General features: G+C 72.1%; 20 protein-coding genes and 1 pseudogene. 20 read left to right on the forward strand and 1 reads right to left on the reverse strand.

Going from position 1 to position 26,256, the window contains the following annotated elements:
• The first annotated feature begins 287 nt into the window (after positions 1 to 287).
• Both ACLQ2R_RS12745 and ACLQ2R_RS12750 read left to right on the forward strand, forming a co-directional pair.
• Positions 288 to 491 (forward strand): hypothetical protein, encoded by a 204-nt coding sequence (locus ACLQ2R_RS12745; protein WP_425959685.1) that lies wholly within the window; start codon positions 288 to 290, stop codon positions 489 to 491.
• A 186-nt stretch (positions 492 to 677) separates the two neighbouring features.
• A complete protein-coding gene (locus ACLQ2R_RS12750; RefSeq protein ID WP_425960039.1) occupies positions 678 to 1,970 on the forward strand; it encodes a bifunctional folylpolyglutamate synthase/dihydrofolate synthase in 1,293 nt (430 codons plus the stop codon).
• Here the strand turns inward: ACLQ2R_RS12750 and ACLQ2R_RS12755 are convergent.
• Positions 1,948 to 3,197 (reverse strand): annotated as a pseudogene (locus tag ACLQ2R_RS12755) (RNA-guided endonuclease InsQ/TnpB family protein). The gene ACLQ2R_RS12750 and the pseudogene ACLQ2R_RS12755 sit on opposite strands and share 23 nt — an antisense overlap.
• Positions 3,198 to 3,417: 220 nt before the next feature.
• Between ACLQ2R_RS12755 and ACLQ2R_RS12760 the strand changes: the two are divergent.
• From ACLQ2R_RS12760 to ACLQ2R_RS12845, 18 genes are all read left to right on the forward strand, one after another.
• Positions 3,418 to 3,756: a DUF4233 domain-containing protein gene (locus tag ACLQ2R_RS12760; RefSeq protein WP_425959686.1), complete on the forward strand. Its 339-nt coding sequence runs from the start codon at positions 3,418 to 3,420 to the stop codon at positions 3,754 to 3,756.
• Between the two features lie 11 nt (positions 3,757 to 3,767).
• Positions 3,768 to 5,636, forward strand: coding sequence for a hypothetical protein (locus tag ACLQ2R_RS12765; protein ID WP_425959687.1), 1,869 nt, complete (start codon positions 3,768 to 3,770; stop codon positions 5,634 to 5,636).
• 324 nt (positions 5,637 to 5,960) lie between these two features.
• Entirely contained in the window at positions 5,961 to 6,371 is a 411-nt protein-coding gene (gene ndk / locus ACLQ2R_RS12770; RefSeq protein ID WP_386243480.1) for a nucleoside-diphosphate kinase, read from the forward strand.
• 194 nt (positions 6,372 to 6,565) lie between these two features.
• Positions 6,566 to 7,597 (forward strand): rod shape-determining protein, encoded by a 1,032-nt coding sequence (locus tag ACLQ2R_RS12775; protein WP_425959688.1) that lies wholly within the window; start codon positions 6,566 to 6,568, stop codon positions 7,595 to 7,597.
• Positions 7,597 to 8,517, forward strand: coding sequence for a rod shape-determining protein MreC (gene mreC, locus ACLQ2R_RS12780; protein WP_425959689.1), 921 nt, complete (start codon positions 7,597 to 7,599; stop codon positions 8,515 to 8,517). The genes ACLQ2R_RS12775 and mreC overlap by 1 nt, the downstream gene beginning before the upstream one ends.
• A gap of 4 nt (positions 8,518 to 8,521) precedes the next feature.
• The gene (gene mreD, locus ACLQ2R_RS12785) at positions 8,522 to 9,049 is read left to right on the forward strand and encodes a rod shape-determining protein MreD (protein WP_425959690.1); all 528 of its coding nucleotides are present in this window, start codon (positions 8,522 to 8,524) and stop codon (positions 9,047 to 9,049) included.
• Positions 9,050 to 9,211: 162 nt separating this feature from the next.
• Complete coding sequence (mrdA, locus tag ACLQ2R_RS12790; RefSeq protein WP_425959691.1) at positions 9,212 to 11,278, forward strand: penicillin-binding protein 2; 2,067 nt, start codon at positions 9,212 to 9,214, stop codon at positions 11,276 to 11,278.
• A gap of 154 nt (positions 11,279 to 11,432) precedes the next feature.
• Complete coding sequence (gene rodA, locus ACLQ2R_RS12795) at positions 11,433 to 12,614, forward strand: rod shape-determining protein RodA (protein ID WP_425959692.1); 1,182 nt, start codon at positions 11,433 to 11,435, stop codon at positions 12,612 to 12,614.
• Positions 12,615 to 12,821: 207 nt separating this feature from the next.
• Entirely contained in the window at positions 12,822 to 14,732 is a 1,911-nt protein-coding gene (locus ACLQ2R_RS12800) for a TIGR03960 family B12-binding radical SAM protein (protein ID WP_425959693.1), read from the forward strand.
• A gap of 103 nt (positions 14,733 to 14,835) precedes the next feature.
• On the forward strand, positions 14,836 to 15,615 hold the full coding sequence (locus ACLQ2R_RS12805) for a TIGR03936 family radical SAM-associated protein (RefSeq protein WP_425959694.1): 780 nt from the start codon (positions 14,836 to 14,838) through the stop codon (positions 15,613 to 15,615).
• Positions 15,616 to 16,033: 418 nt separating this feature from the next.
• Positions 16,034 to 18,778 (forward strand): Rne/Rng family ribonuclease, encoded by a 2,745-nt coding sequence (locus ACLQ2R_RS12810; protein ID WP_425959695.1) that lies wholly within the window; start codon positions 16,034 to 16,036, stop codon positions 18,776 to 18,778.
• A gap of 330 nt (positions 18,779 to 19,108) precedes the next feature.
• A complete protein-coding gene (rplU, locus tag ACLQ2R_RS12815; protein ID WP_362806083.1) occupies positions 19,109 to 19,411 on the forward strand; it encodes a 50S ribosomal protein L21 in 303 nt (100 codons plus the stop codon).
• Positions 19,412 to 19,430: 19 nt separating this feature from the next.
• Positions 19,431 to 19,700, forward strand: coding sequence for a 50S ribosomal protein L27 (gene rpmA / locus ACLQ2R_RS12820; protein WP_344895807.1), 270 nt, complete (start codon positions 19,431 to 19,433; stop codon positions 19,698 to 19,700).
• 103 nt (positions 19,701 to 19,803) lie between these two features.
• The gene (obgE, locus tag ACLQ2R_RS12825; protein WP_425959696.1) at positions 19,804 to 21,162 is read left to right on the forward strand and encodes a GTPase ObgE; all 1,359 of its coding nucleotides are present in this window, start codon (positions 19,804 to 19,806) and stop codon (positions 21,160 to 21,162) included.
• A gap of 28 nt (positions 21,163 to 21,190) precedes the next feature.
• On the forward strand, positions 21,191 to 22,357 hold the full coding sequence (gene proB / locus ACLQ2R_RS12830) for a glutamate 5-kinase (RefSeq protein ID WP_425959697.1): 1,167 nt from the start codon (positions 21,191 to 21,193) through the stop codon (positions 22,355 to 22,357).
• Between the two features lie 17 nt (positions 22,358 to 22,374).
• A complete protein-coding gene (locus tag ACLQ2R_RS12835; RefSeq protein WP_425959698.1) occupies positions 22,375 to 23,661 on the forward strand; it encodes a glutamate-5-semialdehyde dehydrogenase in 1,287 nt (428 codons plus the stop codon).
• A 143-nt stretch (positions 23,662 to 23,804) separates the two neighbouring features.
• The gene (locus ACLQ2R_RS12840) at positions 23,805 to 23,996 is read left to right on the forward strand and encodes a hypothetical protein (protein WP_386243513.1); all 192 of its coding nucleotides are present in this window, start codon (positions 23,805 to 23,807) and stop codon (positions 23,994 to 23,996) included.
• Between the two features lie 169 nt (positions 23,997 to 24,165).
• Positions 24,166 to 26,181 carry a protein kinase domain-containing protein gene (locus ACLQ2R_RS12845; RefSeq protein WP_425959699.1) on the forward strand — a complete coding sequence of 672 codons (2,016 nt, stop codon included), beginning with the start codon at positions 24,166 to 24,168 and terminating at the stop codon, positions 26,179 to 26,181.
• Positions 26,182 to 26,256: the final 75 nt, after the last annotated feature.

Raw genomic sequence — 26,256 nt, forward strand, 5'->3', positions numbered from 1 at the left:
GTGGGAGAGTAGGTCACCGCCGGACAATCTTTTCTTGAGGGCCCTCACCGTTGGTGGGGGCCCTCAAGCATTTCCGGGCTCCTGCATTTCTGGGCTTCTGTATTGTCCAGGGTTCATGCGTTTCCCGGGCTCATATGTCTGGGTGCACGTGTTTTGCGGGGCTCTCACTGCCGGTGAGGGTCCTTCCTGTCTTCCTGTTTCGTGCATTTTCTAAGGCCTTCACCGCATGGTGAGGGCCTTTCGTGCTTTCCCAGGCCTTTCTGCGTCCCGGTTCGCGAGCGTCAAGGATGATCGACAAGGACTGCGTCGAGCCCATCCTGGCCAACCCGTCCTTCGACCGGTATGCCGCCAAGAAAGCATTTCGAATTGTTCTATCCCTCATCATGATCGTCCTGTGGCTCGCCTGGGCACTGTTCACCGTTCTCCGGCAGGAGCGGTCACCGCCAGGGATGGCACGACAAGCCGGCAGTGACCTGGGTCGCGAGGCATGAGAAGCCTCACGGAACATGTCGGTGAGCGCCGGGACGGGTCGTGTGCGACGAGAAGCGCTGAGGAGGGGTGAGCGCTCGGCGTAGGCCGTGCGGACGGTGTTCCTACGCCCCGCGGGCCGGTCAGGGACGCGGGGGAAAGGTCAGTAGGCTGGAACCGTGGACTACCGAGCCGTTGAACAAGCGATCATGCAGCGTGGCGTCGAATGGAACTTCGAGCCCGGCCTCGACAGGATCGCCGCGCTCGTGGACCTGCTCGGCTCCCCGCAGCACTCCTACCCCGTGGTGCACGTGGCCGGCACGAACGGCAAGTCGACGACCACCCGCATGATCGAGGCGCTCCTGCGTGAGCGCAACCTGCGCGTCGGCCGTTTCACCAGCCCTCACCTGGTCTCCATGCGGGAGCGCATCAGTGTGGACGGCGTCCCGCTCAGCGAGGAGCGCTTCGTCGAGGTCTACGCGGACATCGTGCCCTACCTCGAGATGGTCGACGCCCGGGGCAGGCGGCTCTCCTTCTTCGAGACCCTCACCGCGATGGCGTTCGCCGCCTTCGCGGACGCCCCGGTGGACGTCGCGGTCATCGAGACCGGGATGGGCGGCATCACCGACGCCACCAACGTCGCCGACGGCGCCGTCGCGGTCATCACACCCATCTCCCTCGACCACGTCGAGCGCCTGGGACCCGATGTGGCGACGATCGCGGGGGAGAAGGCCGGCATCATCAAGCCGGGGTCGGTCGCCGTGCTCGCCCAGCAGCGGCTGCCCGCGGCCGAGGTGCTGATGCGGCAGGCGTCCGAGGTCGGAGCCACCGTGGCGCGCGAGGGCCTGGAGTTCGGGGTGCTGAGCCGGGAGCTCGCCATCGGCGGGCAGCTGCTCCGCCTCAAGGGTCTCAAAGGGACCTACGACGACGTTCTCCTCCCCCTGTACGGCGCCCACCAGGCGGGTAACGCCGCCTGCGCGCTGGCCGCGGCCGAGGCGCTGACCGGCGGTGACGATCCCCTCGACGCCGACCTGGTACGGCAGGCGTTCCTGGGCGTGCGTTCCCCGGGCAGGCTGGAGGTGGTGCGCAGGGGGCCCACCGTGATCGTCGACGCCGCGCACAATCCGGCGGGCATGCAGGCGTCGCTGGACGCGGTGCAGGAGGCGTTCGGCTTCGAGAAGCTCATCGGCGTGGTGGCGGTGTTCGAGGACAAGGACGTCCAGGGCATGCTGGAGCTGCTGGAGCCGATGATGGACGAGATCGTGGTGACGAGGAACTCCTCGCCCAGGTCCATGGACGTCGACGACCTCGCCGCACTGGCCGAGGAGATCTTCGGTCTCGACCGGGTCTACCAGGTCGAGCGGCTGGACAGCGCGATCGACCGGGCGATCGGCCTCGCCGACGCGCTGGGGGAGTTCAGCGGGGCCGGGGTGCTGATCACCGGGTCCGTGGTCACCGCCGGCGACGCCCGCCTCCTGCTCAAGGTGGAGGAGTCCGGTTGACATCCTCCCCTCCCTGAAGGGAGGGGATTCCCACGGTCGCCCGTGGGAGTTCCTGCTTCACCGCCGACCGCCCGCCCGAGAGGACTCTCGTTGAGGTCTTACATCAGCTCCACAGGCGTTTCACCTCTCCGCCGGCCCGGCGGCGAGGATGTTCTTCGCGGCGTTCACATCCCGGTCGTGGCAGGCGCCGCAGGCACACACCCACTCTCGAATCCCCAGGGGCATGGAGTGCTGGAGGGTGCCGCACGCCGAGCACAGCTTCGAGGAGGGAAACCAGCGGTCCACCACCAGCAGCTCGCGCCCGTACCACCGCGCCTTGTACTCCAGCATGCTGCGCATTCGACGCCACGAGGCATCAGAGACGGCACGCGCCAGGGTGTGGTTCCTGACCAGGTTGCGCACGGTGAGGTCCTCGATCACGACCGTTTGGTTCTCACGGACGAGACGCGTGGTGACCTTGTGCAGATGATCACGCCTGCGGTCGACGATGCGGGCATGCACCCGGGCGACCTTGAGTTTCGCCTTCTCCCGGTTGGCCGACCCCTTCTCCTTGCGGGCGAGGGTGCGCTGGGCCTTGGCGAGCTTGCGGCGATCAGCCCGCTCATGCCGAGGGTTGACGATCTTTTCTCCGGTGGAGAGCGTCGCCAGTGCCGTGATCCCCGCGTCCACGCCGACCGTGGCGGTCGTCGGGGCAAGCGCGGGGATGCGGTCCTCGCACAGGATGGACACGAACCACCGCCCGGCCGCGTCCTTCGAGACCGTCACCGTGGACGGGGCCGCCCCCTCGGGAAGGGGGCGCGACCACACCACGTTCAACGGCGTGTCCATCTTCGCGAGGGTGAGTTGACCGTCCTTCCATCGGAAGGCGCTACGGGTGTATTCGGCGCTCGCGCCGGACTTCTTCCTGGATTTGAACGTGGGGTACCTGGCCCGTTTGGCGAAGAAGTTCGCGAACGCCGCCTGCAGGTGGCGCAGCGCCTGCTGGAGCGGAACCGACGACACCTCGTTCAAGAACGCGAGGTCGCCGGTCTTCTTCCACTCGGTCAGCGTGGCCGACGATTCGACGTAGGAGACCTTGCGGCCTTCGATCGTGTAGGCGTGGCTGCGGTGTTCGAGGGCTTTGTTGTAGACCAGGCGGGCGCAGCCGAACGTCCGGGCAAGCTCGCGGGCCTGCTCGGGGGTCGGGTGGAAGCGGAATTTGAAGGCCCGCTTCACGATCTGCGCCACGCCTCACACGATATGGCAACGTCAGTCAGGTGCTGGATGGAACGGGTGAAGCGGGTCGTGCGGGTCCAGGCACGCTCAGGCGCCAGAGCGCCTTCCCGCTCCCGTTTCCTCCCCGGCCTGAAGGCCGGAGTATCCACGGGAGTTATTCAATGACCGAGGACGGGACGACCCCGGAACCGGCAGGCGTCCTGCCGCCGGTGCGACCAGGCGGGAGCGAGAAATGATCACGGTCACTCCGGGCATGCGGCGACTGTGCGCCAGCGTGCTCGGCATGGAGGCGATAGTCGTCGGTCTGTTCACGCCGGTGGCGATCAACGTCCAAGGGGTCGAACCGGCCGTCGCGGCGACCGTCGGCCTCGGTCTCGCGTTCCTGTGCGTGGTGGTCATCGGCCTGCTCAAGCGGCCTTTCGCGTACGTGGCGGGCAGCGTGATCCAGGTGCTCGCCATCGCCTCGGGACTGATGGTTCCGACCATGTTCTTCCTCGGAGTGATCTTCGCCGCACTGTGGATCACGGCGATATTCGTCGCTCGCCGTGTCGAGGGCGTGACTTCTCGCTAAAGTCGGCCAACATGGCCGTCCCTCCCATCCAGCCGACGCGGGCGGTGGCAGCCGGGCCCTCGGGCCTGGTGCGTGCGCTCCGCGTCTCCCCGATGCTCGACGTCGTGCTCGGGTTGCTCGTCGCGATGACCCTGCCGCTGGCGATCCTCGCCATTCCCAACACCATCTCGGTGGTCGCGGCCCTGCTGCCCCCGGACGTCTCGCAGATAGCGATGATCCGTGCGCATGGGCTGGCGTTGCCCGCCATGGTCCTGACCGTGCCGGTCGCCGCGGTCGTCCTCCGCCGGATGAGGGCGGCCCCGATGGTGGTGACGGGGCTGGCGCTGCTCGCCTTCGCCGACGCCGCCGGCGGGTACGCGGGCTCGACCGTGCCGGTGGGGGCCCTGCGGGTCCTGCACGGCATCGGGGCGGGACTGCTGGTGCCGGCCACGCTGATGGCCGTCTGGGGGCGCTCGCCGCTCCTGAGGGCCGTGTGGGGGGCCTCGCTGGCGGCGGGTCTGCTCGCCGCCCAGGCGCTCGCGCTGTGGCCCCTCGACCAGGTCGACTCCTGGCGTGTCACGCTCCAGCCGTACCCGATGCTCACCGGGATCGCGCTCGCGCTGGCCGCGCTCTACCTCGTCCTCTGGCTGAGGGAGGGCGAGGGCGCGACACCCGAGCCGGTCCTCGCCGGGAGCGGGCGGACGGCGTGGACGATGATGCCCGCCGTGGGCGTCGCGGCCCTGGCGCTGGGCAGCACGTTCGACTGGCCGGCCGGTCTGGTGGTCCTGGCGGCCCTGGGCTCGGTGCTGGTGCTGCTGGCGCTGGCCTCGTGGGGCGCGTCGAAGGGAGCGGTCCAGCGCGCGCCGGCGTACGCGATGATCGCGGTCGGTGTCGTGCTCCTGCCGACCGCGGCCCAGACCACCTACGTCGAGCTCGGGGGGCTGGGCGGCCCGGGGCTGTCCGGGCTCTGGCCCGCGTTCGCGATCGCGGCGGTGGCGGGTCTCGTCTGCGCCGCGCTGGTGAACCGGTCGGGCGGCTCGGCGATGCCCCTGCTCACCGCGGGCGGGCTGGGGGTGCTGGTGGCGGGCCTGTGCGCGGTGCGGCTCTTCCTCCCCGCCTCGGCCGGGCTCTCGCTGATCCTTCCCTTCGTGCTGCTCGCGGTCGGCGCCTCGGTGGCGCTCACCGCCGCGTTGCGCTGCTGCGACGAGGGGGCGGCGCTGCTGGCGCTCTCGCTGTTCTTCCCCGCGCTGCTCGCGGGGTTCCTGCTGGGCAGCGGTGTCCAGGTGACCCGTCTCGAAGCGGTCCTGAAGGGGACCGGCACCCCGCAGGCGCTGGTCGACGGGTTCGTGGACGCCCTGCACCTGTGGGCGCTGATCGGGGGCGGCCTGGTGCTCGCGGTGATCGTGCTCGGCGCGATCCTCGGCCGGTTGCGGCCGGGAGCCCCGGTGGATCCCGTGGAAAACGCCGTTTCGGGCCCGGCACGCCCGGCGGGGCGCGTGCCGGGTCTGGTGCCCTCTCCGGCAGGGGAGGCCGACCCGATGGGCGGCGAACGGCCGGGAGCCGTGACGTCCGGGCCGCCCTCGGGGCCGCTGGTCTCCGGGGCGATGTCCTCGGGTTCCATGTCCTCGGATTTCATGTCCTCGGGTTCCGTGTCCTCCGGGGCGATGTCCGCGGCCGGGGGCGGGGCGGGGGAGAGCGGCAGGACCAGGCCCCGGCACGAGCCGGACCGCGATCCCGCCCGTGACCCGGGTCGTGACCCCGCCCACGATCCCGGACGGGAGCCGGAAGGCGCCCCCGGGCGGGAACCCGATCCGGAGAAGGTCGCCACACCACCGGTCGTGGTCCCGCCGCCGGCCCCCTCACCGGAGGACGGCCCAGGGAACGGCCGGACCCTCAGGTAAGAGCGCCGGGAGCGGCCGGACCCTGAAGCGAGGACACCGGGGAGCGGCCGGACCGTGGGGCGATGGCACCGGGAACAACCGGCCCCTGGGGTGAGGGCGCCGGAAACGGCCGGACCGTGGGGTGAGGGCACCGGGAACAACCGGCCCCTGGGGTGAGGGCGCCGGGAGCGGCCGGACTTCGAGACAAGGACATCGGGAACGGCCGGACCCTGCGGTGAGGGCGCCGGCCGGCGAGAAGCCTGGCGCGAGGAAACGCGCGGGGGACGGTAAACTTCGCGCGTTCATCGCAGTCGGCGACCCACGCATGTTCAAAGGAGAACGTCAGTGTCCGAGCGCACCCTAGTCCTGATCAAGCCCGACGGTGTGGCGCGCGGCCTCATCGGCGACGTGATCGCCCGCGTCGAGCGCAAGGGCCTGAAGGTCGCCGCGCTGGAGCTGCGTACCCTGGATGTCGAGACCGCCAAGACGCACTACGCCGAGCACTCCGAGCGGCCGTTCTTCGGCGAGCTGGTGGAGTTCATCACCTCCGGCCCGCTGGTGGCGCTGGTGCTCGAGGGGCCGCGCGCCATCGAGGCGTTCCGTTCCCTGGCGGGGCTGACCGACCCGGTCAAGTCCGCCCCCGGCACGATCCGCGGCGACCACGCCCTGGAGATCGGCGAGAACGTCGTCCACGGTTCCGACTCCCCCGAGTCCGCCGCCAGGGAGATCAAGCTCTTCTTCCCGGACCGCTTCTGAGCGTCCGCCCCTGACGTGACCTCCGGGCCCCGCCGTCCTTCCGGACGGCGGGGCCCGTCGCGTTCCCGCGAGCTTAAGAATTTTGCCGGGCCAGGCCGGCTCATTGCGCTCACGGGTGGGTACATCACGTTACGATTCGAGTGCGTTCCGTAGTTTTTCGCCGACCACCTGACGGAAGGAGGCCAGCCTTCCTCATGGGCAGCAATCTTGCTTTCCTCGGCCGTGACATGGCGGTCGACCTCGGCACCGCGAACACCCTCGTGTACGTGAGAGGCCGCGGGATCGTGCTCAACGAGCCGTCGGTCGTGGCCATCAACACCACGACCGGGAAGATCGTGGCCGTCGGCATCGAGGCCAAGCGGATGATCGGCCGTACTCCCGGCAACATCGTCGCCATCCGGCCGCTCAAGGACGGCGTCATCGCCGACTTCGACGTCACCGAGCGGATGCTCCGCTACTTCATCCAGCGCGTGCACAAGCGCCGCCACTTCGCCAAGCCGCGCATCATCATCGCGGTGCCGAGCGGGATCACCGGGGTCGAGCAGCGGGCGGTCAAGGAGGCGGGCTACCAGGCGGGCGCGCGCCGGGTCTACATCGTCGAGGAGCCCATGGCCGCCGCGATCGGCGCGGGGCTGCCGGTGCACGAGCCCACCGGGAACATGGTGGTCGACATCGGCGGCGGCACCACCGAGGTGGCGATCATCTCGATGGGCGGCGTGGTGACCAGCCAGTCGATCAGGGTGGGCGGCGACGAGCTCGATCACGCGATCATCGCCTTCGCGAAGAAGGAACACTCGCTCATGCTGGGCGAGCGGACCGCCGAGGAGATCAAGATGGCCATCGGCTCCGCCTGCATGCTGCCCGAGGAGAGCCACGCCGAGATCCGGGGGCGCGACCTGGTCAGCGGCCTGCCGAAGACGATCGTGGTCTCGGCCGCGGAGATCCGCAAGGCCATCGAGGAGCCGCTGAACGCGATCGTCGACGCGGTCAAGACGACGCTCGACAAGTGCCCGCCGGAGCTTTCCGGCGATCTGATGGACCGCGGGATCGCCCTCACCGGGGGCGGGGCGCTGCTGAAGGGCATGGACGAGCGGCTGAAGGCCGAGACCGGCATGCCCATCCACCTCGTGGACAACGCCCTCGACTCCGTGGCGCTGGGGTCCGGCAAGTGTGTGGAGGACTTCGACGCCCTCCAGCAGGTCCTGGTCCCCGAGCCGCGGCACTGATGAAGGACACGCGCCGGGCCCGGATCAACCTGGGGCTGCTGCTGGCCGCCGCGCTCGTGTTCGTGACCGTCGACCACCGTTCGGGCGACCGGTCGCCGTTCGGGCCGTTCCGGGGGGTCGGCACGGCGGTGTTCGGCGTCATGGAGAGGGCCGGGGCGGGGGTCGTGGGGCCGGTCGGCGGTTTCTTCGAGACGATGACCGGGGCCTTCTCGGCGCGTGACCGGGTCGAGGAGCTGAAGGCGGAGAACCGGCGGCTCAAGCGTGACCTGATGGCGCAGAGCCTGGACCGGGGGCGTTCGGAGGAGCTGCGCAGGCTGCTCGGCGTCGCCGGGACCGGCGGCTACCGGGTCCTGACCGCCCAGGTGATCGCCCGGCGGGGGGCACCGGGTTTCGAGGAGGCGGTCGAGCTCGACGTGGGACGCGCCGACGGGGTCCGTACGGAGATGACCGTCCTGAACGCCGACGGCCTGGTCGGCAGGGTCGTCAGGACCGGATCGTCCACCTCCACCGTGGTCCTGCTGAGCGACGCCGCCTCGGCGGCGGGGGCCCGGCTGGAGGGCAGCAACGAGATCGGGGTGGTGCACGGTGTGGGGGAGAGCGGACGGCTGGTCCGGTTCCGGCTGCTGGACTCGACCGCGCCCATCACTCCCGGGCACCGGATCGTGAGCTTCGGCTCCCATCGGGGCGTGCCCTACGTGGCGGGGGTGCCGATCGGGGTGATCGAGCGGGTGGAGGCCACGCCGGGCGAGCTGACCCGCATCGCGTACGCGCGGCCGTACGCCGATCTCACCGCCCTCGACGTGGTCGGCGTGGTGGTGCGGGCGCCGGTGCGGGCACCGCGTGACGCGGTGGCCCCCACACCCCCGCCGTCGGAGCCGCGCACGGCCGACAACCGCCGCGTACGGCGAGAGAGGGTCTGAGGCGATGGGCCGCACGGTGGCGTACGCGGTGCTGGTGGTGGTGATCATGGTGCTCCAGGTGACCCTGGTCAACCGGCTTCCGCTGCCCGGGCAGGCCGCGCCGGATCTGGTGCTGCTCGCGGTGGTGGGGTACGCGCTGGCCCGCGGTGCCGTTCCGGGCGCCGCGGCGGGGTTCGCCACGGGCCTGCTGAGTGACGTCCTGCCGCCGGTCGCGCACCTGTTCGGGCACAACGCGCTGGTGTTCTGCGTGGTCGGCTTCGCGGCGGGGCGCGCGGCGCGGGGCCGACCGGGCGCCGAGCCGCTCGTGGCGCTGGCCTGCGCGGCGGCCGGGCCGGTGGTCGCCCTGGCGACGGGCGCCCTGGTGGGGGATCCCAGAAGTGATCTGTCCGTGCTGATGACGACGTTGCCTCCGGCGGTGGTCTACAACCTGTTCGCCGCCCCGCCCGTTGTGTGGGCGGTGCGCAGGCTGGTCCGCGGGCCGGAGCCGCAGCCGCTCCACCTGCGCGGGTCCATGCTGCGGAGCCGGGCATGAGCGTCGCCGGGCCGGGACGGAGCCGGGCGTGAGCATCGGCGGGCGGGGCCGGGCGGGGCCGGGCGGGAACGGGCGGGAACGGGCGGGAACGGGACGGGCGTGAGCGGCGCCGGACGGGAGCGGGGACAGGGCGTTCGGTGAGGTGGTCGGGAAGGGGCGGTCATGGGGCTGATGCGGGGACGGCTGGTCGTGGTGCAGGTGCTGGTGGCGTCGATGCTGGCGGTGCTCGCGGTGCGGCTGTGGCAGGTGCAGGTGGTGCGCGGGGCGCAGTACGTGGTGGCCGCGACCGAGACACGCACGCGTGACGTGATCGTCCCCGCGGTGCGGGGGCAGATCCTCGACGCGTCGGGCCGCCCGCTGGTGCGCAACCGGACCACGCTGGTGGTCTCGGTCGACAGGACGCGGCTGAACCGGATGGAGGGAGGCGGCCGGGAGGTGCTCCGCAGACTGGCCTCGGTGCTCGGCCGCCGCCCCGACGACCTGCGGGAGCGGATCAGGGCGTGCGGCCCCGGGGTGTCCCGGCCGTGCTGGCCCGGTTCCCCCTTCCAGCCGATCCCGATCGACGCCGACGTCACCACCCGCGAGGCCCTGCAGATCCTGGAGCGGCAGGAGATGTTCCCCGGGGTCACCGCAGAGGTGCAGGCCGTGCGGCAGTACCCGCGCAGGGGCGCGGGCGCGCAGGCGCTGGGCTACCTGCAGCCGATCACGCAGGAGGAGATGGACCGGCGGGGCGGGCGCAGGCCCGCGTTCTCCGGGGTGGACCTGGTGGGGCGGGACGGGCTGGAGTCGGTCTACGACGTGCCGCTGCGGGGGACGCCGGGGACGCGGCGGATGCAGGTCGACCGGCTCGGCAAGGTCATGGGCGTGGAGCGGAACGTGCCGCCGGTGCCGGGGGACACGCTGATCACCAGTATCGACGCCCGGGTGCAGGCGGTGACGGAGAAGGCGCTGGCCGAGGCGATGAAGGGGGCGCCCAGGGCCGACGGCGCGGCGGCGGTGGTCCTGGACGCCAGGACGAGCCGGGTGGTCGCGCTGGCGAGCGCGCCGACGTACGACCCGGCGGTCTGGACCGGGGGGATCTCCGAGGGGGAGTACCAGCGGCTGCTGTCGGGCAAGGCGGGCAAACCGCTGGTGTCGCGGGCCATCAAGGGCGAGTTCGCGCCCGGCTCGACGTTCAAGGTGTCGTCGGTGGCGGCGATGCTCAAGGACGGCTACCCGCTGCACGGCCGCTACGACTGCCCCGGCTCCTTCATGGTGGGCGACCGGCCGTTCAACAACTTCCGGGGGATCGCCCTGGGGTCGCTCACCCTGCACATGGCGCTGGTGAAGTCCTGCGACACGATCTTCTACCGGGCGGCCTACGAGCAGTGGCTGCGCGACGGCGGGCTCCACCCCAGGGGGAGGACCAAGGAGCCGATGGCCTCCATGGCCCGCGCCTACGGGTTCGGCCGCCCCACAGGCATCGACCTTCCGGGTGAGTCGCCGGGAAGGATCCCCGACCGGGCGTGGAAGAAGACGATGTGGGCGGCGACCAAGGAGACCAACTGCAAGCGGTCCAGGACCGGGTACCCGGAGGTGGCCAGGAAGAGCCCCAGCAGGGCGGCGTTCCTCAAGCGGCTGGCGTACGAGAACTGCCTGGAGGGGTTCCAGCTGCGGCCCGGGGACGCCGCGAACTTCTCCATCGGGCAGGGCGACGTGCTGGTGACGCCGTTGCAGCTGGCGGCGGCCTACGCGGCGCTGGTCGGCGACGGCAGACTGCGCAGCCCGCGGGTGGGCTGGGCGCTGGTGCGCCCCGACGGCACCAAGGTCAAGGAGATCGAGGTGCCGGTGACGGGCAGGCTGCCGCTCTCGCCCAGGGAGCGGGCCTACATCAAGGGAGCGCTGAGCCAGGTCGCCTCGGACGGCACCGCGGCCGGGGCCTTCTCCGGGTTTCCCATGGACAAGGTCAAGGTGGGCGGCAAGACCGGTACCGCCGAGGTCTACGGCAAGGCCGACACCTCGTGGTTCGCCTCGTTCGCCCCGGCGGACAGGCCCCGGTTCGTGATCGTCGCCATGGTGTCGCAGGGGGGCATGGGCGGCCAGACCGCGGCTCCGGCGGTGCGGAAGATCTACGAGGGCATCTACGGGTTCACGCCGGACGGCAAGCGGGCGGGGCCGCCGATCCTGGCGGGCGGGCGTCCGGCGAGCGCGCTTCCGGTGATCGCGCGGGACGGGACGGTGGCGCGGTGACGTCCGCCCGGATGCCGTCTTCCGCGGGAGCGCCCGCCGCGCCGGTGTCGTGCGAGGTGACGTCGTCGGGAGGGATGCCCGCCGCGCCGGTGCCTTTCGAGGTGGCGTTCTCCGGGGTGATCCCCTCCGGGGGGCCGTTCGCGGGAGGTGCGGGGTGAGCCGGGCCGGGGTGGCGCCCGCGGCGCGGGGGACACCGGCGAGGACGTCCCTGGCCGGGCGGACCGTGGCGGCGGCCTCGGCGCTGAGGCGGACGGACGGGCTGATGATCGTGGCCGTCGCCGCGCTGGCGGTGATCGGCACGATGCTGGTCTGGTCGTCGACCAGGACCTGGGCTGCCGGGTCCACCGGCCTGGTCAAGAAGCACGTCCTCAACCTCGTCATCGGGGCGGTGCTGGCCGCCGTGACCGCGATGGTGGACCACCGGGCGCTGCGGGCCTTCGCGCCGCTGGTGTACGGGGTGACGCTGATCGGGCTGTGCCTGGTGCTCACCCCGCTCGGCAGCACCGTGAACGGCGCCCACTCGTGGATCATGCTCGGCGGCGGGTTCGCGTTCCAGCCCTCGGAGTTCGCCAAGCTCGGCCTGGCGCTGATGCTGGCCATGCTGCTGACCCGGCGGGCCAAGGGCACCGAGCGGCCGCGCGGCCCGTACGTGGTGATCTCGCTGGTGGTGGCCGCCTCGACCATGGCCCTGGTGATGCTCCAGCCGGACCTGGGCACCACGATGGTCATCGGGGTGATCACGGCCGGGACGATCGTGGTGGCCGGGGTCCGCAAGCGCTGGATCGCCGGGCTCGGCCTGGCGGTGGCCGGGGCGGGGGTCGCGGCGTGGTTCCTCGACGTGCTGGAGCCCTACCAGATCGCCAGGTTCACCGCCTTCCTCAACCCGTCCGTGGACCCGCGCGGGGTCGGCTACAACAGCACCCAGTCGCTGCTGGCGATCGGGTCGGGGGAGGTGTTCGGCAAGGGATTGTTCGGGGGCGGCCAGACCACCGGCCGTTTCGTGCCCGAGCAGCACACCGACTTCGTCTTCACGGTGGCGGGGGAGGAGTTCGGCTTCCTCGGTTCGGTCACCGTGGTGGCGCTGCTGGGGGTGATCCTGCTGCGCGGGGCGCGGATCGCCCGCGAGTGCGACGACAGGTTCGGCATGCTGGTGGGCGGGGCGATCGTCTGCTGGCTGGCCTTCCAGACGTTCGTCAACATCGGGATGACGATCGGGATCATGCCGATCACCGGTCTGCCGCTGCCGTTCGTGTCCTACGGGGGCACCGCCACCTTCGCCAACATGATCGCCTTCGGGCTGCTCCAGGCGATCCACCGGCGCGGGCACGCGGCGTAGGGACCGGTACGGGCATCCGGCGTGAAGACCGGAGACGGGCGTCCGGCGGCGCGGGTGTTCGGCGGATCGGGCGTCCGATGGGGTGGGCGTCCGGGGGCCGGATCGGCCGCCTGGGCCGGTCCGATCGGCGCCCGGGCCGGTCGCGGAGGGGCCGGTGGAGGGGCCGGACGCCTGGTGCACCCCTCGGAGGCGGATATTCTTGACGGCATGCCTGTCGAGTCGCTGTTTCCCCGCCTGGAAGCGCTCCTGCCCAAGGTGCAGAAGCCGATCCAGTATGTCGGAGGTGAGCTCAACTCGACCGTCAAGGACTGGGACGAGACCACGGTCCGCTGGGCGCTGATGTATCCGGACGCCTACGAGGTCGGGCTGCCCAACCAGGGCGTCCAGATCCTCTACGAGATCCTCAACGAGCTGCCGGAGACGCTGGCCGAGCGGACCTACGCGGTCTGGCCCGACCTGGAGGCGCTCATGCGCTCCGAGGGCGTGCCCCAGTTCACGGTCGACGCGCACCGGCCGGTGCGGGCGTTCGACGTGCTCGGGCTCTCCTTCTCCACCGAGCTCGGCTACACCAACATGCTGACGGCGCTCGACCTGGCCGGCATCCCGCTGAGGGCGGCCGACCGGGGCGAGGACGACCCGATCGTGCTGGCCGGTGGCCACGCGGCGTTCAACCCCGAGCCGATCGCCGAGTTCCTCGACGCCGCCGTGCTGGGCGACGGGGAGCAGATCGCCATCGCGATCACCGAGGTCATCCGGGAGTGGAAGGCCGAGGGCTCGCCCGGCGGGCGCGACGGGCTGCTGATGCGGCTGGCCGAGTCCGGCGGGGTCTACGTGCCGAGGTTCTACGACGTCGACTACCACCCCGACGGCCGCATCCAGCGCGTGGCGCCCAACAGGCCCGGCGTGCCCTGGCGGATCCACAAGCACACCGTCATGGACCTGGACGAGTGGCCGTACCCGAAGAAGCCGCTGGTGCCGCTGGCCGAGACCGTGCACGAGCGGTTCAGCGTGGAGATCTTCCGCGGCTGCACCCGGGGCTGCCGGTTCTGCCAGGCCGGCATGATCACCCGCCCGGTGCGGGAGCGGTCGATCACCACGATCGGCGACATGGTCGAGGCGGGCGTGAAGGCGTCCGGGTTCAACGAGGTCGGCCTGCTGTCGCTGTCGTCGGCGGACCACTCCGAGATCGGCGCGGTGGCCAAGGGGCTGGCGGACCGCTACGAGGGCACCAACACCTCGCTCTCGCTGCCCTCCACCCGGGTCGACGCCTTCAACATCGACCTGGCGAACGAGTTCTCCCGCGGCGGACGCCGTTCCGGCCTGACGTTCGCCCCGGAGGGCGGCTCGGAGCGGATGCGCAAGGTGATCAACAAGATGGTCACCGAGGAGGATCTGATCCGGACCGTCACGACGGCCTACACCCAGGGCTGGCGGCAGGTGAAGCTGTACTTCATGTGCGGCCTGCCGACCGAGGAGGACGTCGACGTCCTGGGCATCGCCGACCTGGCCAGGAAGGTCATCAAGGCGGGCCGCGAGGCCACCGGGTCGCGCGACGTGCGCTGCACGGTCTCCATCGGCGGGTTCGTGCCCAAGCCGCACACGCCGTTCCAGTGGGCCGGCCAGGCCGACCACGAGACGGTCGACCGCAGGCTGCGGTCGCTGCGGGAGGCGCTGCGCGGTGACCGCGAGTTCGGCCGCGCCATCGGCATCCGCTACCACGACGGCAAGCCCTCGATCGTGGAGGGCCTGCTGTCGCGGGGGGACCGCCGGGTCGGCGACGTCATCCGCGCGGTGTGGGAGGACGGCGGGCGGTTCGACGGCTGGAGCGAGCACTTCTCCTACCAGCGCTGGATGGACGCCGCCGAGAGGGCCGGCGTCGACGTCGACTGGTACACCACGCGCGAGCGCGGAGAGAACGAGGTCCTGCCCTGGGACCACCTCGACGCCGGTCTCGACCGCGAATGGCTCTGGCAGGACTGGCAGGACGCGGTCAACGACGTCGAGGTCGAGGACTGCCGGTGGACGCCGTGCTACGACTGCGGCGTCTGCCCCACGATGGGCACCGAGATCCAGATCGGGCCCACCGGGAAGAAGCTGCTGCCACTGACGGTTGTCTGAGACGGGCGGTGCGTGAGCGCCGCCCCTTTCGAGAAGACGACCACGAACCGGGAAGGACGACACCGCCCTGAAACCAGCTCCCGACGGGCCGCCGCCCGCGCCCGTGGTGCAGCGCCTGCGTGTGCGCTACGCCAAGCGTGGCCGCCTTCGTTTCACCAGCCACCGCGACATCTCCCGGGCCCTCGAACGGGCGGTCCGGCGGGCCGACGTCCCGGTGGCGTTCAGCGCGGGCTTCTCACCCCATCCGAAGATCTCCTACGTGGGAGGGGCCGCTCCCACCGGTGTCGCCAGCGAGGCCGAGTACCTGGAGATCAGCGTCACGCGCGTGTGTGATCCCGAGCGGCTCAGGGTCGCCCTGGACACCTCGCTGCCCGACGGTCTCGACGTGCTCGACGTCGTCGAGGCGGGGAGCGCGAGCCTGGCCGACCGGATGGAGTGCTCGGCGTGGGAGTTGCGGCTGCCTGGAGCCGATCCCGCTCTGGCCGGGGCGGCGGTCGAGAAATTCGTCTCCGCCGGCCAGGTCGAGGTCGAACGCCTTACCAAGAAGGGGATGCGACGCTTCGACGCCCGCGAGGCCGTGCTGAGCCTTGCGGTATTTGAGGGAAATGAGACAACAGCAGGTCAGGCGTCCGGTCAGCCATGTGTCATACTTCGCATGGTTGTACGGCACGCAACTCCTGCCGTACGACCCGACGACGTTCTCACTGGACTGCGTCTTGTGGCTGACTTCGCGCCGCCGGTGCCCCCCGAGGTGACCAGGCTGGCGCAGGGCCCGCTCGACGTTCACACCGGTGAGCCCGCCGATCCGCTCGGCCTGGACCGCGACACCACGCGCGGCGGCGAAGCGGAACCGGTGGGCAGGCACGTCGACGGCGACACATAGGACTTGGCGCCGGGCCCCTGGCCTGGCGGACAGTGAGAGACGAGAGCTCCCGCGCGGCGCGGAGACGCGCCCGGGAGCTGAACGGGAGAGCGTCCGCATGCTCGAGAACGAGCCCGAGACCGGGGCCAGCGGCCCCGGCGGGAACAGCACGACAGATCAGCCGCGACCGGTCCGCCGCAGGGCCGCGAGCCGGCCCGCGGGGCCTCCGCCGGAGGAGCCGGAGCAGGCCCCCGTAGCGCAGGCCTCCGGGCCAGGGGCGGACAAGGCCACGGCACCCGCCACGGCGCCCGCCACAGCGCCCGCCACAGCGCCCGCCACAGCGCCCGCCACCGAGGCGCCGCGGACCCGGTCCTCCCGGCGAGCCAGGGGATCCGGGACGACGGCCGAGCCCGTCGTCGCCCCCGTGACCCCGGAGCCGGTGACCGCTTCCGAGACCGCTTCCGAGACGGTGGCCGAAACGGCGCCCGAGACGGTGGAGGCCCCCAAGCGCGCCACCAGGCGCAAGGCCGCCGCGACCGCCGACGGCACGACCACCACCACGCGCCGTAGCCGCGCGAAGAAGACGGCCGAACCGGTCGCCGAGCCCGCCGGGGCGGAGCCCGCGGGGGTCGCCGACCCCGTGACGGCCGGGCCCGCGGCATCCCCGGTCGCGGCCGACCCCTTCGTGGCCGCCGACCCCTTCGCCGTTCCCGACCCCTTCGCAATGCCCGGATCGCCGGACGCCGGACAGCAGCCCGTCGAGCAGCCCGCCGCCCCGGCCCGGCGCACCCGCGCGCGCAAGAAGGCCGCCGCGCAGGAGGCCCCGGCCGAGCCCGCCGTCACCGAGCCGGCCGCCCCGGAGCTCGCCGCCTCCGGCTCCACCGCCTCCGGGACGGCCGTTCCCGCGCCCGCGGCCCCGGCCGACGAGCCGGTCACGGCGCGGGCGGGCGGGGACCTGACCGCCGCCGAGGCCGAGGAGGCCGCCGCCGCGCTGCTGCTGGAGATGCCCGCCGACGAGCCGCTCGACGACGAGCCCGCCGGTGAGGACGTCATCGAGGAGCCCAGGCCCGGCCTGTTCGCCAACCCGTTCGGGCTGACGTCCCAGAAGCGCGCCGAGGTGCCCTCGGTGACCTTCCAGGCGCCCGCCACGGTGTTCCAGCCGCTGTTCCAGGCCCCCGACCCGCAGCTGGCCGCACAGGCCCCCGCGCGGCCCGCGCCGGTCCAGCCGCCCGCCCCTCCGGTCGAGGCCGAGCCGGTCGAGGCCGAGGCCGCCGAGGAGCCCGAGGACGACGACCTGGACGAGGGCGACGACGCCAGCGGCCGCAGGCGCCGGCGCCGCAGGGGCGGCCGGGGCCGCGGCAAGGCCCGCGACCTCGACGACGGCGAGGAGACCGAGGCCGAGCAGTCCGACGAGGAGCGCCCCGAGGCCGACTCCGACTCCGACGACGACTCCGAGGGCGGCAGCTCGCGCCGTCGCCGGCGCAGGCGCCGCAGGGGCACCGACGAGGTCGCCGACGTGCCGGACGACCCGCCCAACACGGTGGTGCGCATCCGCGCGCCCCGCGCCGGTCGCAGCACCTCGGTGGACGAGGTGCAGAGCGTGCGCGGCTCCACCCGCCTGGAGGCCAAGAAGCAGCGCCGCCGCGAGGGGCGCGAGCTCGGCCGCAGGCGCCCGCCGATCATCACCGAGTCGGAGTTCCTGGCCCGCCGGGAGTCCGTCGAGCGCATGATGGTGGTCCGCCGCACCGGAGGGCGCACCCAGATCGCGGTGCTGGAGGACAACGTCCTCGTCGAGCACTACGTCAACCGCGAGGCAAGCCAGTCGTACGTGGGCAACGTCTACCTCGGCAAGGTGCAGAACGTGCTGCCGAGCATGGAGGCGGCGTTCGTCGACATCGGCAAGGGCCGCAACGCCGTCCTGTACGCCGGTGAGGTGAACTTCGACACCGCCGGGCTGGAGGGTCAGCCCAAGCGGATCGAGGTGGCGCTGAAGTCGGGCCAGTCGGTGCTGGTGCAGGTCACCAAGGACCCCATGGGTCACAAGGGCGCCCGGCTGACCAGCCAGATCAGCCTGCCGGGACGCTACCTGGTCTACGTGCCCGACGGCTCGATGACCGGGATCAGCCGCAAGCTCCCCGACAAGGAGCGCACCCGCCTCAAGAGCATCCTGAAGAAGGTCATGCCGGAGAACGCGGGCGTCATCGTCCGCACGGCCGCCGAGGGCGCCTCCGAGGAGGAGCTCGCCCGCGACGTGGCCAGGCTCTCGGCGCAGTGGGAGAACATCCAGCGCAAGGCCAAGCCGGCCAGCGCGCCGGAGCTGCTCTCCTCCGAGCCGGACCTGACCGTCCGCGTGGTCCGCGACGTCTTCAACGAGGACTTCGCCTCGCTGGTCGTGGCCGGCGAGGACGTCTGGGAGACCGTCGACGAGTACGTCCGCTACGTCGCCCCGCACCTGGCCGACCGGCTCAGCAGGTGGGAGGAGGGCGGCGACGTCTTCGCGGCCTACCGGATCGACGAGCAGATCGCCAAGGCCATGGAGCGCAAGGTCTGGCTGCCCAGCGGCGGTTCGCTGGTGATCGACCGGACCGAGGCCATGACCGTGGTCGACGTCAACACCGGCAAGTTCACCGGCCAGGGCGGCAACCTGGAGGAGACGGTCACCCGCAACAACCTGGAGGCGGCCGAGGAGATCGTCCGCCAGCTCAGGCTCCGCGACATCGGCGGCATCATCGTGATCGACTTCATCGACATGGTGCTGGAGAACAACCGGGACCTGGTGCTGCGGCGGCTGCTGGAGTGCCTGGCGCGCGACCGTACCAAGCACCAGGTCGCCGAGGTCACCTCGCTGGGCCTGGTGCAGATGACGCGCAAGCGGGTCGGCCAGGGGCTGCTGGAGGCGTTCTCCACCGTCTGTGAGTGCTGCAACGGCCGCGGGCTGCACGTCTCGACCGAGCCGGTCGAGGCCAAGCCCGAGCCGCGTGGCACCCAGGGCAAGATGGCGGTCGAGAAGGCCGTGTCCGAGAAGCTCGGCAAGGACGGTAACCACGCGGTGGCGGCCGGTGACCAGTCGGGCCGTGATACGGTGACCGATGCGCTTGACGGAGTCCAGAACGAGGACGGTCAGGCAGCACAGGCTTCTGGCCGGGGGCGGCGACGCTCCCGCAAGGCCAGGCCGGCCGAGTAGGTCCCGTCCCGGAGATCTCGCCGCGACGAGTTCCGGCCAGGTGGTTCCCGCGAGGCGGTGCGGAACCCGTGACATGTCACGGGCCCCGCGCCACCCCGCGGGCGTCGTCCGGCCGGTCGCCGCGGGCAGGGATCCCGCGGGACGGGGCTCGGAGCCGGCACCCCCGACGTCCCGCCCGGTTCGACCAGGACACCGTCAATCCGGTACTCTGGTGAACCGGTGCGCTCATGGCGCGCCCTGTTCGCGCGCCTACCCGGTACGTCATCAACGACCACAGCCGGATGCGGGGCGCAGCATCCAGCGAGCAAGCAGTCAAAGAAGGGTTCCGCGGTGTACGCGATCGTTCGTTGCGGCGGCAGGCAGCAGAAGGTCTCCGTCGGTGACGTCCTTGAGGTGGACAAGGTCGCCGGCGAGGTCGGTTCCACGGTTTCGCTGCCGACGGTCCTCGTCGTCAACGACGGCGACGTGACCACCGAGGCGGGCAAGTTCACGGTCGCCGCCGAGATTCTCGGCGAGACCAAGGGTCCGAAGATCCGGATCCTGAAGTACAAGAACAAGTCGGGGTACAAGAAGCGCCAGGGTCACCGTCAGCGGTACACCCAGGTGAAGATCACCGGCATCGACCAGACCTGAGTTTCGGGAGTTTTGCGAGATGGCACACAAGAAGGGCGCGTCGTCCACTCGGAACGGCCGTGACTCCAACGCCCAGCGACTCGGTGTGAAGCGCTTCGGTGGTCAGCTGGTCAACGCCGGCGAGATCATCGTCCGTCAGCGCGGCACCCACTTCCACCCCGGCGACAACGTCGGCCGTGGCAGTGACGACACGCTGTTCGCACTGGCCGCGGGCCACGTGCTGTTCGGTGTCAAGCGCGGACGCCGCGCGGTGAGCATCGTTCCGGTCACCGTTCCGGCCGCGGAGTAGATTCGCGCCGAAAGACGTTCACGGCAGGGGTGGATCGCATTCAGCGGTCCACCCCTGTTCGCGTTGTAAGCAGGAATTGCCGTAGATAGGGGTAAAAACCAGCATGCCGGACTTTGTGGACCAGGTGGTCCTGCACATCAAGGCCGGTGACGGGGGGAACGGCTGTGCCTCTGTCCATCGGGAGAAGTTCAAGCCGCTGGGGGGGCCCGACGGGGGCAACGGAGGCCGGGGCGGCAACGTGATCCTGGAGGTCGCCGCCAACACCGCGACGCTCCTGGAGTACCACCACCGCCCGCACCGCAAGGCCGAGAACGGCAAGCAGGGGGGCGGCTCCAACCGCGACGGCGCGAACGGCGGCGACATCGTCATCCCGGTGCCGGACGGCACCGTGGTGAAGAACTCCGACACCGGTGAGGTCCTGATCGACCTCATCGGGGTGGGCACCCGCTACGTGATCGCCGAGGGCGGCCACGGCGGGCTCGGCAACGCCGCGCTGGCCTCGGCCAAGCGCAAGGCCCCCGGGTTCGCGCTGCTGGGCGAGCCCGGCGACGAGCTCGACGTGATGCTGGAGATGAAGAGCGTCGCCGACGTGGCGCTGGTCGGCTTCCCCAGCGCGGGCAAGTCCTCCCTGATCGCCGCGCTCTCCGCGGCCCGCCCCAAGATCGCCGACTACCCGTTCACCACGCTGGTGCCCAACCTCGGGGTGGTCACCGCGGGCGACACGATCTTCACCGTCGCCGACGTGCCCGGCCTGATCCCCGGCGCCTCGCAGGGCAAGGGGCTGGGGCACGAGTTCCTGCGCCACGTCGAGCGGTGCAACACGCTGGTCCACGTGATCGACTGCGCCACCATGGAGCCGGGGCGCGACCCGATCAGCGACTACGAGGTCATCGAGGCCGAGCTCGCCGCGTACGGGAAGCTGGAGGACCGGCCGCGGCTGGCGGTGCTCAACAAGTCCGACGTGCCCGACGCCCGGGAGCTGGCCGAGATCGTCACGCCGATGCTCGCCGAGCGCGGCCTGCGGGTCTTCTCGATCTCCGCGGCCACCCACGAGGGCCTCAAGGAGCTGACCTACGCCATGGGCGAGATGGTCGCCGCGGCCAGGGCCGCCGCCCCCGTGCCCGAGCCGACCCGCCTGGTGATCAGGCCCAAGCAGCACGGCGACACCGGCTTCTCCGTCCGCCGGGTCGACGACGACACCTTCCAGGTCACCGGGGTCAAGCCGGAGCGGTGGATCCGCCAGACCGACTTCACCAACGACGAGGCCGTGGGCTACCTGGCCGACCGGCTGGAGCGGCTCGGCGTGGAGGAGGAGCTCACCAAGGCGGGCGCCAGGGCCGGGGCCGAGGTGATCATCGGTTCCATGGAGAACGGGTACATCTTCGACTGGCAGCCGACGCTCAACGCCGAGGCCGTGCGCCAGGGGCCGCGCGGGTCGGACAACCGGCTCGGCGGGCAGTGACCGTTCCTCCCGGTGCCCGCTCCCCCCGATGATCGTTGTGAACAGTGACCGTCTTCGAAAGGTGCCCGTCGTGGACGCTGCGCGCGAACGGATCCGTACGGCCGCACGCCTGGTCGTGAAGGTGGGTTCGTCCTCGCTCACCACCCCGCAGGGAACGATCGACGTCGACCGGGTGGACGCCCTGGTCGACGTGCTGGCCGCGCGGCGGGGGGCGGGGACCCAGATCGTGCTGGTCTCCTCGGGGGCGATCGCGGCCGGCCTCGGCCCGCTGGGGCTGCCGGCCAGGCCGCGTGACCTGGCGACCCAGCAGGCCGCCGCCTCGGTCGGCCAGGGCGTGCTGGTGGCCCGCTACACCTCCTCCTTCGCCCGGTACGGCCTGCGCGTCGGCCAGGTGCTGCTGACGGCCGACGACATGATGCGCCGCTCGCACCACGTCAACGCCGAGCGCACGCTGGCCCGACTGCTGGAGCTGGGCATCGTGCCGGTGGTCAACGAGAACGACACCGTGGCCACCGACGAGATCCGCTTCGGCGACAACGACCGGCTCGCCGCGCTGGTGGCCCACCTGACCCGGGCCGACGCGCTGGTGCTGCTGTCGGACGTGGACGCCCTCTACGACGGCGATCCCCGCCGCCCGGGCGCCCGCAGGCTCACCGACGTGCGCGGGCCCGCCGACCTGGTCGGCGTCGAGCTGGGCAAGGGCGGCACGGTCGGCACCGGCGGCATGGTCACCAAGGTGCAGGCCGCCACGATCGCCACCGGCGCGGGCGTGCCGGTGGTGCTGACCGCCGCCGCGCACGCGGCCCAGGCCCTCGCCGGGGCCGACGTCGGCACCTACTTCCACCCGGGCGGGCGCCACCCGGGCACCCGCCTGCTGTGGCTGGCCCACGCCACCACCGGACGGGGGCGGCTGCACCTGGACTCCGGCGCGGTCGAGGCCGTGGTGGGCCGGCGCATGTCGCTGCTGCCCGCCGGGGTCACCGGCGTGGAGGGCGAGTTCGCGGCCGGCGACCCGGTGGACCTGTGCGGGCCGCGCGGCCGGGTGGTCGCGCGCGGCCTGGTGAACTTCGACGCGGCCGAGATCCCCGGGCTGCTCGGCCGCTCCACGCGGGAGCTGGCGGCCAGCATGGGCCGGGAGTACGAGCGGGAGCTCATCCACCGCGACGACATCGTCATACTGGAAACCCACAACTAGTTCTTTTGGAGCGCGAGATGTCCGAGGACTTCCTGAAGGTGGCCCTGGCGGCCAAAGAGGCCGCCGCCGAGCTGGCCCCGCTGCCGAGGGCGCCGAAGGACGCCGCGCTCCGGGTGATGGCCGACGCGCTGGTGGCCGCGACCGAGGAGATCGTCGCGGCCAACGCGCTCGACGTGCGCAGGGCCGGTGAGAGCGGCATCTCCGCGTACATGATCGACCGGCTCCGTCTCGACGAGGCGAGGATCGCCTCGATCGCCGAGGCGGTCCGCCAGGTCGCCGACCTGCCCGACCCGGTGGGCGAGGTGATCCGGGGCAGCGTCCTGCCCAACGGGCTGGAGCTGCGCCAGGTGCGGGTCCCGCTGGGAGTGATCGGCATCATCTACGAGGGCCGCCCCAACGTGACCGTCGACGCGGCGGCGCTCTGCCTGAAGAGCGGCAACGCGACCCTGCTGCGCGGCTCGTCCAGCGCCTACGAGTCGAACACGGTGCTGGTGAGGGTCATGCAGGAGGCGCTGGAGGGCACCGAGGTGCCGGCCGGGGCGGTCCAGCTCGTGCCGGGCACGTCCCGTGACTCGGTCAAGGAGCTCATGCGGGCGCGGGGCCTGGTGGACGTGCTGATCCCGCGCGGCGGCGCGTCGCTGATCAACTCGGTGGTGGAGGAGTCCACGGTCCCGGTGATCGAGACCGGCGTGGGCAACTGCCACGTCTACGTCGACGCGGACGCCGACGTCGAGCTCGCCGTACGGATCCTGCTCAACTCCAAGGTCCAGCGGCCCTCGGTGTGCAACGCCGCCGAGACGGTGCTGGTGCACGCGGCCGTCGCCGACGCCTTCGTGCCGCGCGCGCTGGCCGCGCTGGCCGCGGAGGGCGTGACGGTGCACGGCGACGCCAGGATCGCCGCCCACGGAGACGTGGTGCCGGCCACCGAGGAGGACTTCCGCACCGAGTACCTCTCGCTGGACATCGCCGCGGCCGTGGTCGACTCCCTGGAGGAGGCGGTCACGCACATCAGGACGTACGGCTCGGCGCACACCGAGGCGATCGTGACCCGCTCGGTCGTCGCGGCGCGCAGGTTCGTCTCCCTGGTCGACTCCGCGGCGGTGGCGGTCAACGCCTCCACCCGGTTCACCGACGGCGGGGAGTTCGGGTTCGGCGCGGAGATCGGCATCTCCACCCAGAAGCTGCACGCGCGCGGTCCCATGGGGCTGCCGGAGCTGACCTCGACCAAGTGGGTCTACACCGGCGAGGGGCACCTGCGCACCGCCGAGGGCACGGTCCTGGCCTCGGCCGGCGGCTGTTCCTGACAGGGGACGGACCCTGGACGGCCTTCCTCGACGGGAAGGCCGTTCCGGAGTTCGCCTGGATCGTCCGGGGCCGCCGCCGATTACCATGGGTCATGGCGTGTCGCTCAGTGTGATCGAGACGGCTTGTGGTTTGACTGGACGCCATGGACATCGCAGTGGCACTCCTGTTTATCGCTCTTGTCCTTTTCGCCGCTGATCGGCTGTTGCTGCTGCTGGAGAGCCGGGGGCATGTCACCTGGCGCCGCAGCAGGAGGCGCGACCTGTCGGCCGAACCCACGGCCGAGCTCGACAGCCTGCTGGAGGACCCGGCCCACCGGCCGCCCGGCCAGCCCTGAGGCGTCCCGCGCGATCCGTTTTCCGGAACTCCGGCGTGCCGCCGGGAAAACGTCACTCTGGCCCGCTATGGTGTGGTCTCCTATGGCTGGAGAGCAGGGAAGCGAGCGGGAGCGAGCGACCCGATAGGCACAGCGGTCCCTGACCCATGTGGCCGACGCAGGAGGTCACGTGGGTCGTCTCGGGCGGGTCGGTCCTTACACGTTGCTGGAGCGTCTCGGCCGGGGAGGCATGGGCGAGGTCTACCTCGCCTCCGGGCGCCGGGGCGACAGGGTCGCGCTCAAGGTCCTCCACGACATGGTCGACGCCGACTTCGAGGCCCGGGTACGGCTGGAGCGGGAGGTCCGCGCGCTGCGCAGGGTCGAGAGCCCCTATGTCGCCCGTGTCGCGGACGCCGACCTGGAGGGGGAGCGCCCCTACCTGGTCATGGAGTACATCGAGGGGGAGACCCTCCTGGAGCGGGTGCGCCGCGCCGGCCCCCTGGAGGGCGGCGGGCTGCTCACGCTCGCGCACGGCCTGGCCACCGCCCTGTCGATCATCCACGCGGCGGGGGTGGTCCACCGTGACCTGAAGCCCGCCAACGTGCTGGTCGGCGAGGACGACGAGCCGGTGCTCATCGACTTCGGCATCGCCCACGTGCTGGACGCCACCCGGCTCACGCTGACCGGCACCTTCCTCGGCACCCCCGGCTACGCCGCCCCCGAGCTGTTCGCCGACGAACCGGTCGGCGAGCCCGCCGACGTGCACGCCTGGGCGGCCACGGTGGCCTTCGCCGCGACCGGGCGCCCCACCTTCGGCCGGGGCACGGTCGAGGCGCAGATGTACGCGATCCTCAACGGCCAGGCCGACCTGGAGGGCGTCCCGGCCGCGCTGCTGCCCCTGATCCGCGCGGCCCTGCATCGCGAGCCCGCCAAGCGCCCCACGGCGGCCCTGCTGTGCGGCCGTCTCGGCCGGCTCGTCCGGACGGCTCCGCCGCGGACGCCCCAGGCGACCGGACCGGCGGCCAGGGGGCAGGGGGGACGCTCCGGGACCAAGGGCGGCGCCGACACCGGGAACGACCGGCCGCCCAGGGCGGGCAAGGGCAGGGGAAGACCGTCCCCTCCGGGGGACGGGCCGTCCGGCCCCGTACGGCCCGCGCGTCCGGCCACCGGTTCCGACGGGGCCCGTGGCGGCCGGCCGGGGGCGGCGTCCGCCACCGACGAGGCGCCCCGGGCGGCGAAAGGGTCGCCTGTCACCGGGGAGACGCCCGGCGGTGGACGTCCCGCCTCGCCCGCGACCGGCGAGACCTCCCGGGGCGGCCGTGCCCCGGGAACCGGTGAGGTCCCGCGTCCGGGCCGGGGGGCTGCGCCGGAGACCTCCCGCACGGGCCGTGGTCCGGTGCCGGAGACGCCGCGTCCGGGGCGGAGCGTGACGCCGGAGACCTCACGTTCCGGCCGTGCCCCGGGAACCGGTGAGACGCCGCGTCCGGGGCGGAGTCCGGTGTCGGAGACCCCCCGTTCGGGCCGGGGGCAGGTGGCGGAGACCTCGCGTCCCGGCCGGACCGCGACGGCCGAAGGGGCGCGTCCCGGGCGCCGGACCTCCGCGGGCACCGGGACCGTCCGGCGCGGGCCGGTGAGAGGCCGCCCGGAGAGCGCGGCCGGGGAGGCGGGAGAGCGCGGCGGGGCGGGACCGCTGCCCACCGGGAGCGGGGCGCTGCTCCTGCTGGCGGTGCTGGCGGTGCCGTGCGTCGTGGCCACGGTCATCTGGCCGGCGGCCACCTTCGCCGTGACCGGTCTGTTCACCACGCTGGCCCGCGCGCTCTGGGCCGGGCACCGGCTGGTCAGGAAGCGCCGGTCGGCCCGGACCCGGGCCGCGCTACGGGTGGCGAGCTTCCCGTTCGTCCTCGCGGGATCGCTGCTGACCGTGCTGGTGTGGCCGGGACTGCCGGCGGCCGCCCTCGCCGGGTCGGTCCTCTGGCTGGCCTCCGGCGGCTCGCTGCCGCCGCAGTGGTGGGAGATCCCCGCGCCGGTGGCGTTCTCCGGGGTGGTGTTCGGCGTCGTCTGCGGCGGAGTGCTCGGCCGGGAGATCGAACGGATCGGCGCCGAACTGGTCGAGCTCCGCAAGGAGGGGCTGCGCGCGCTGGCGGTGCTGGGCGGGTTCGTCGCCCTGTGCTCCGCGGCCGTACAGGCGATCGCCCTGCTGGTGTAGAGGTCCTGGGCCGGGGGCCGCGCCCGGGTGTGAGCGCGGCCCCCGGCAGGGTTCCCGGACGCGTCCGGACGGCCC

The sequence above is a fragment of the Streptosporangium sp. DT93 genome, assembly GCF_049844535.1.
Taxonomy (GTDB): Bacteria; Actinomycetota; Actinomycetes; order Streptosporangiales; family Streptosporangiaceae; genus Streptosporangium.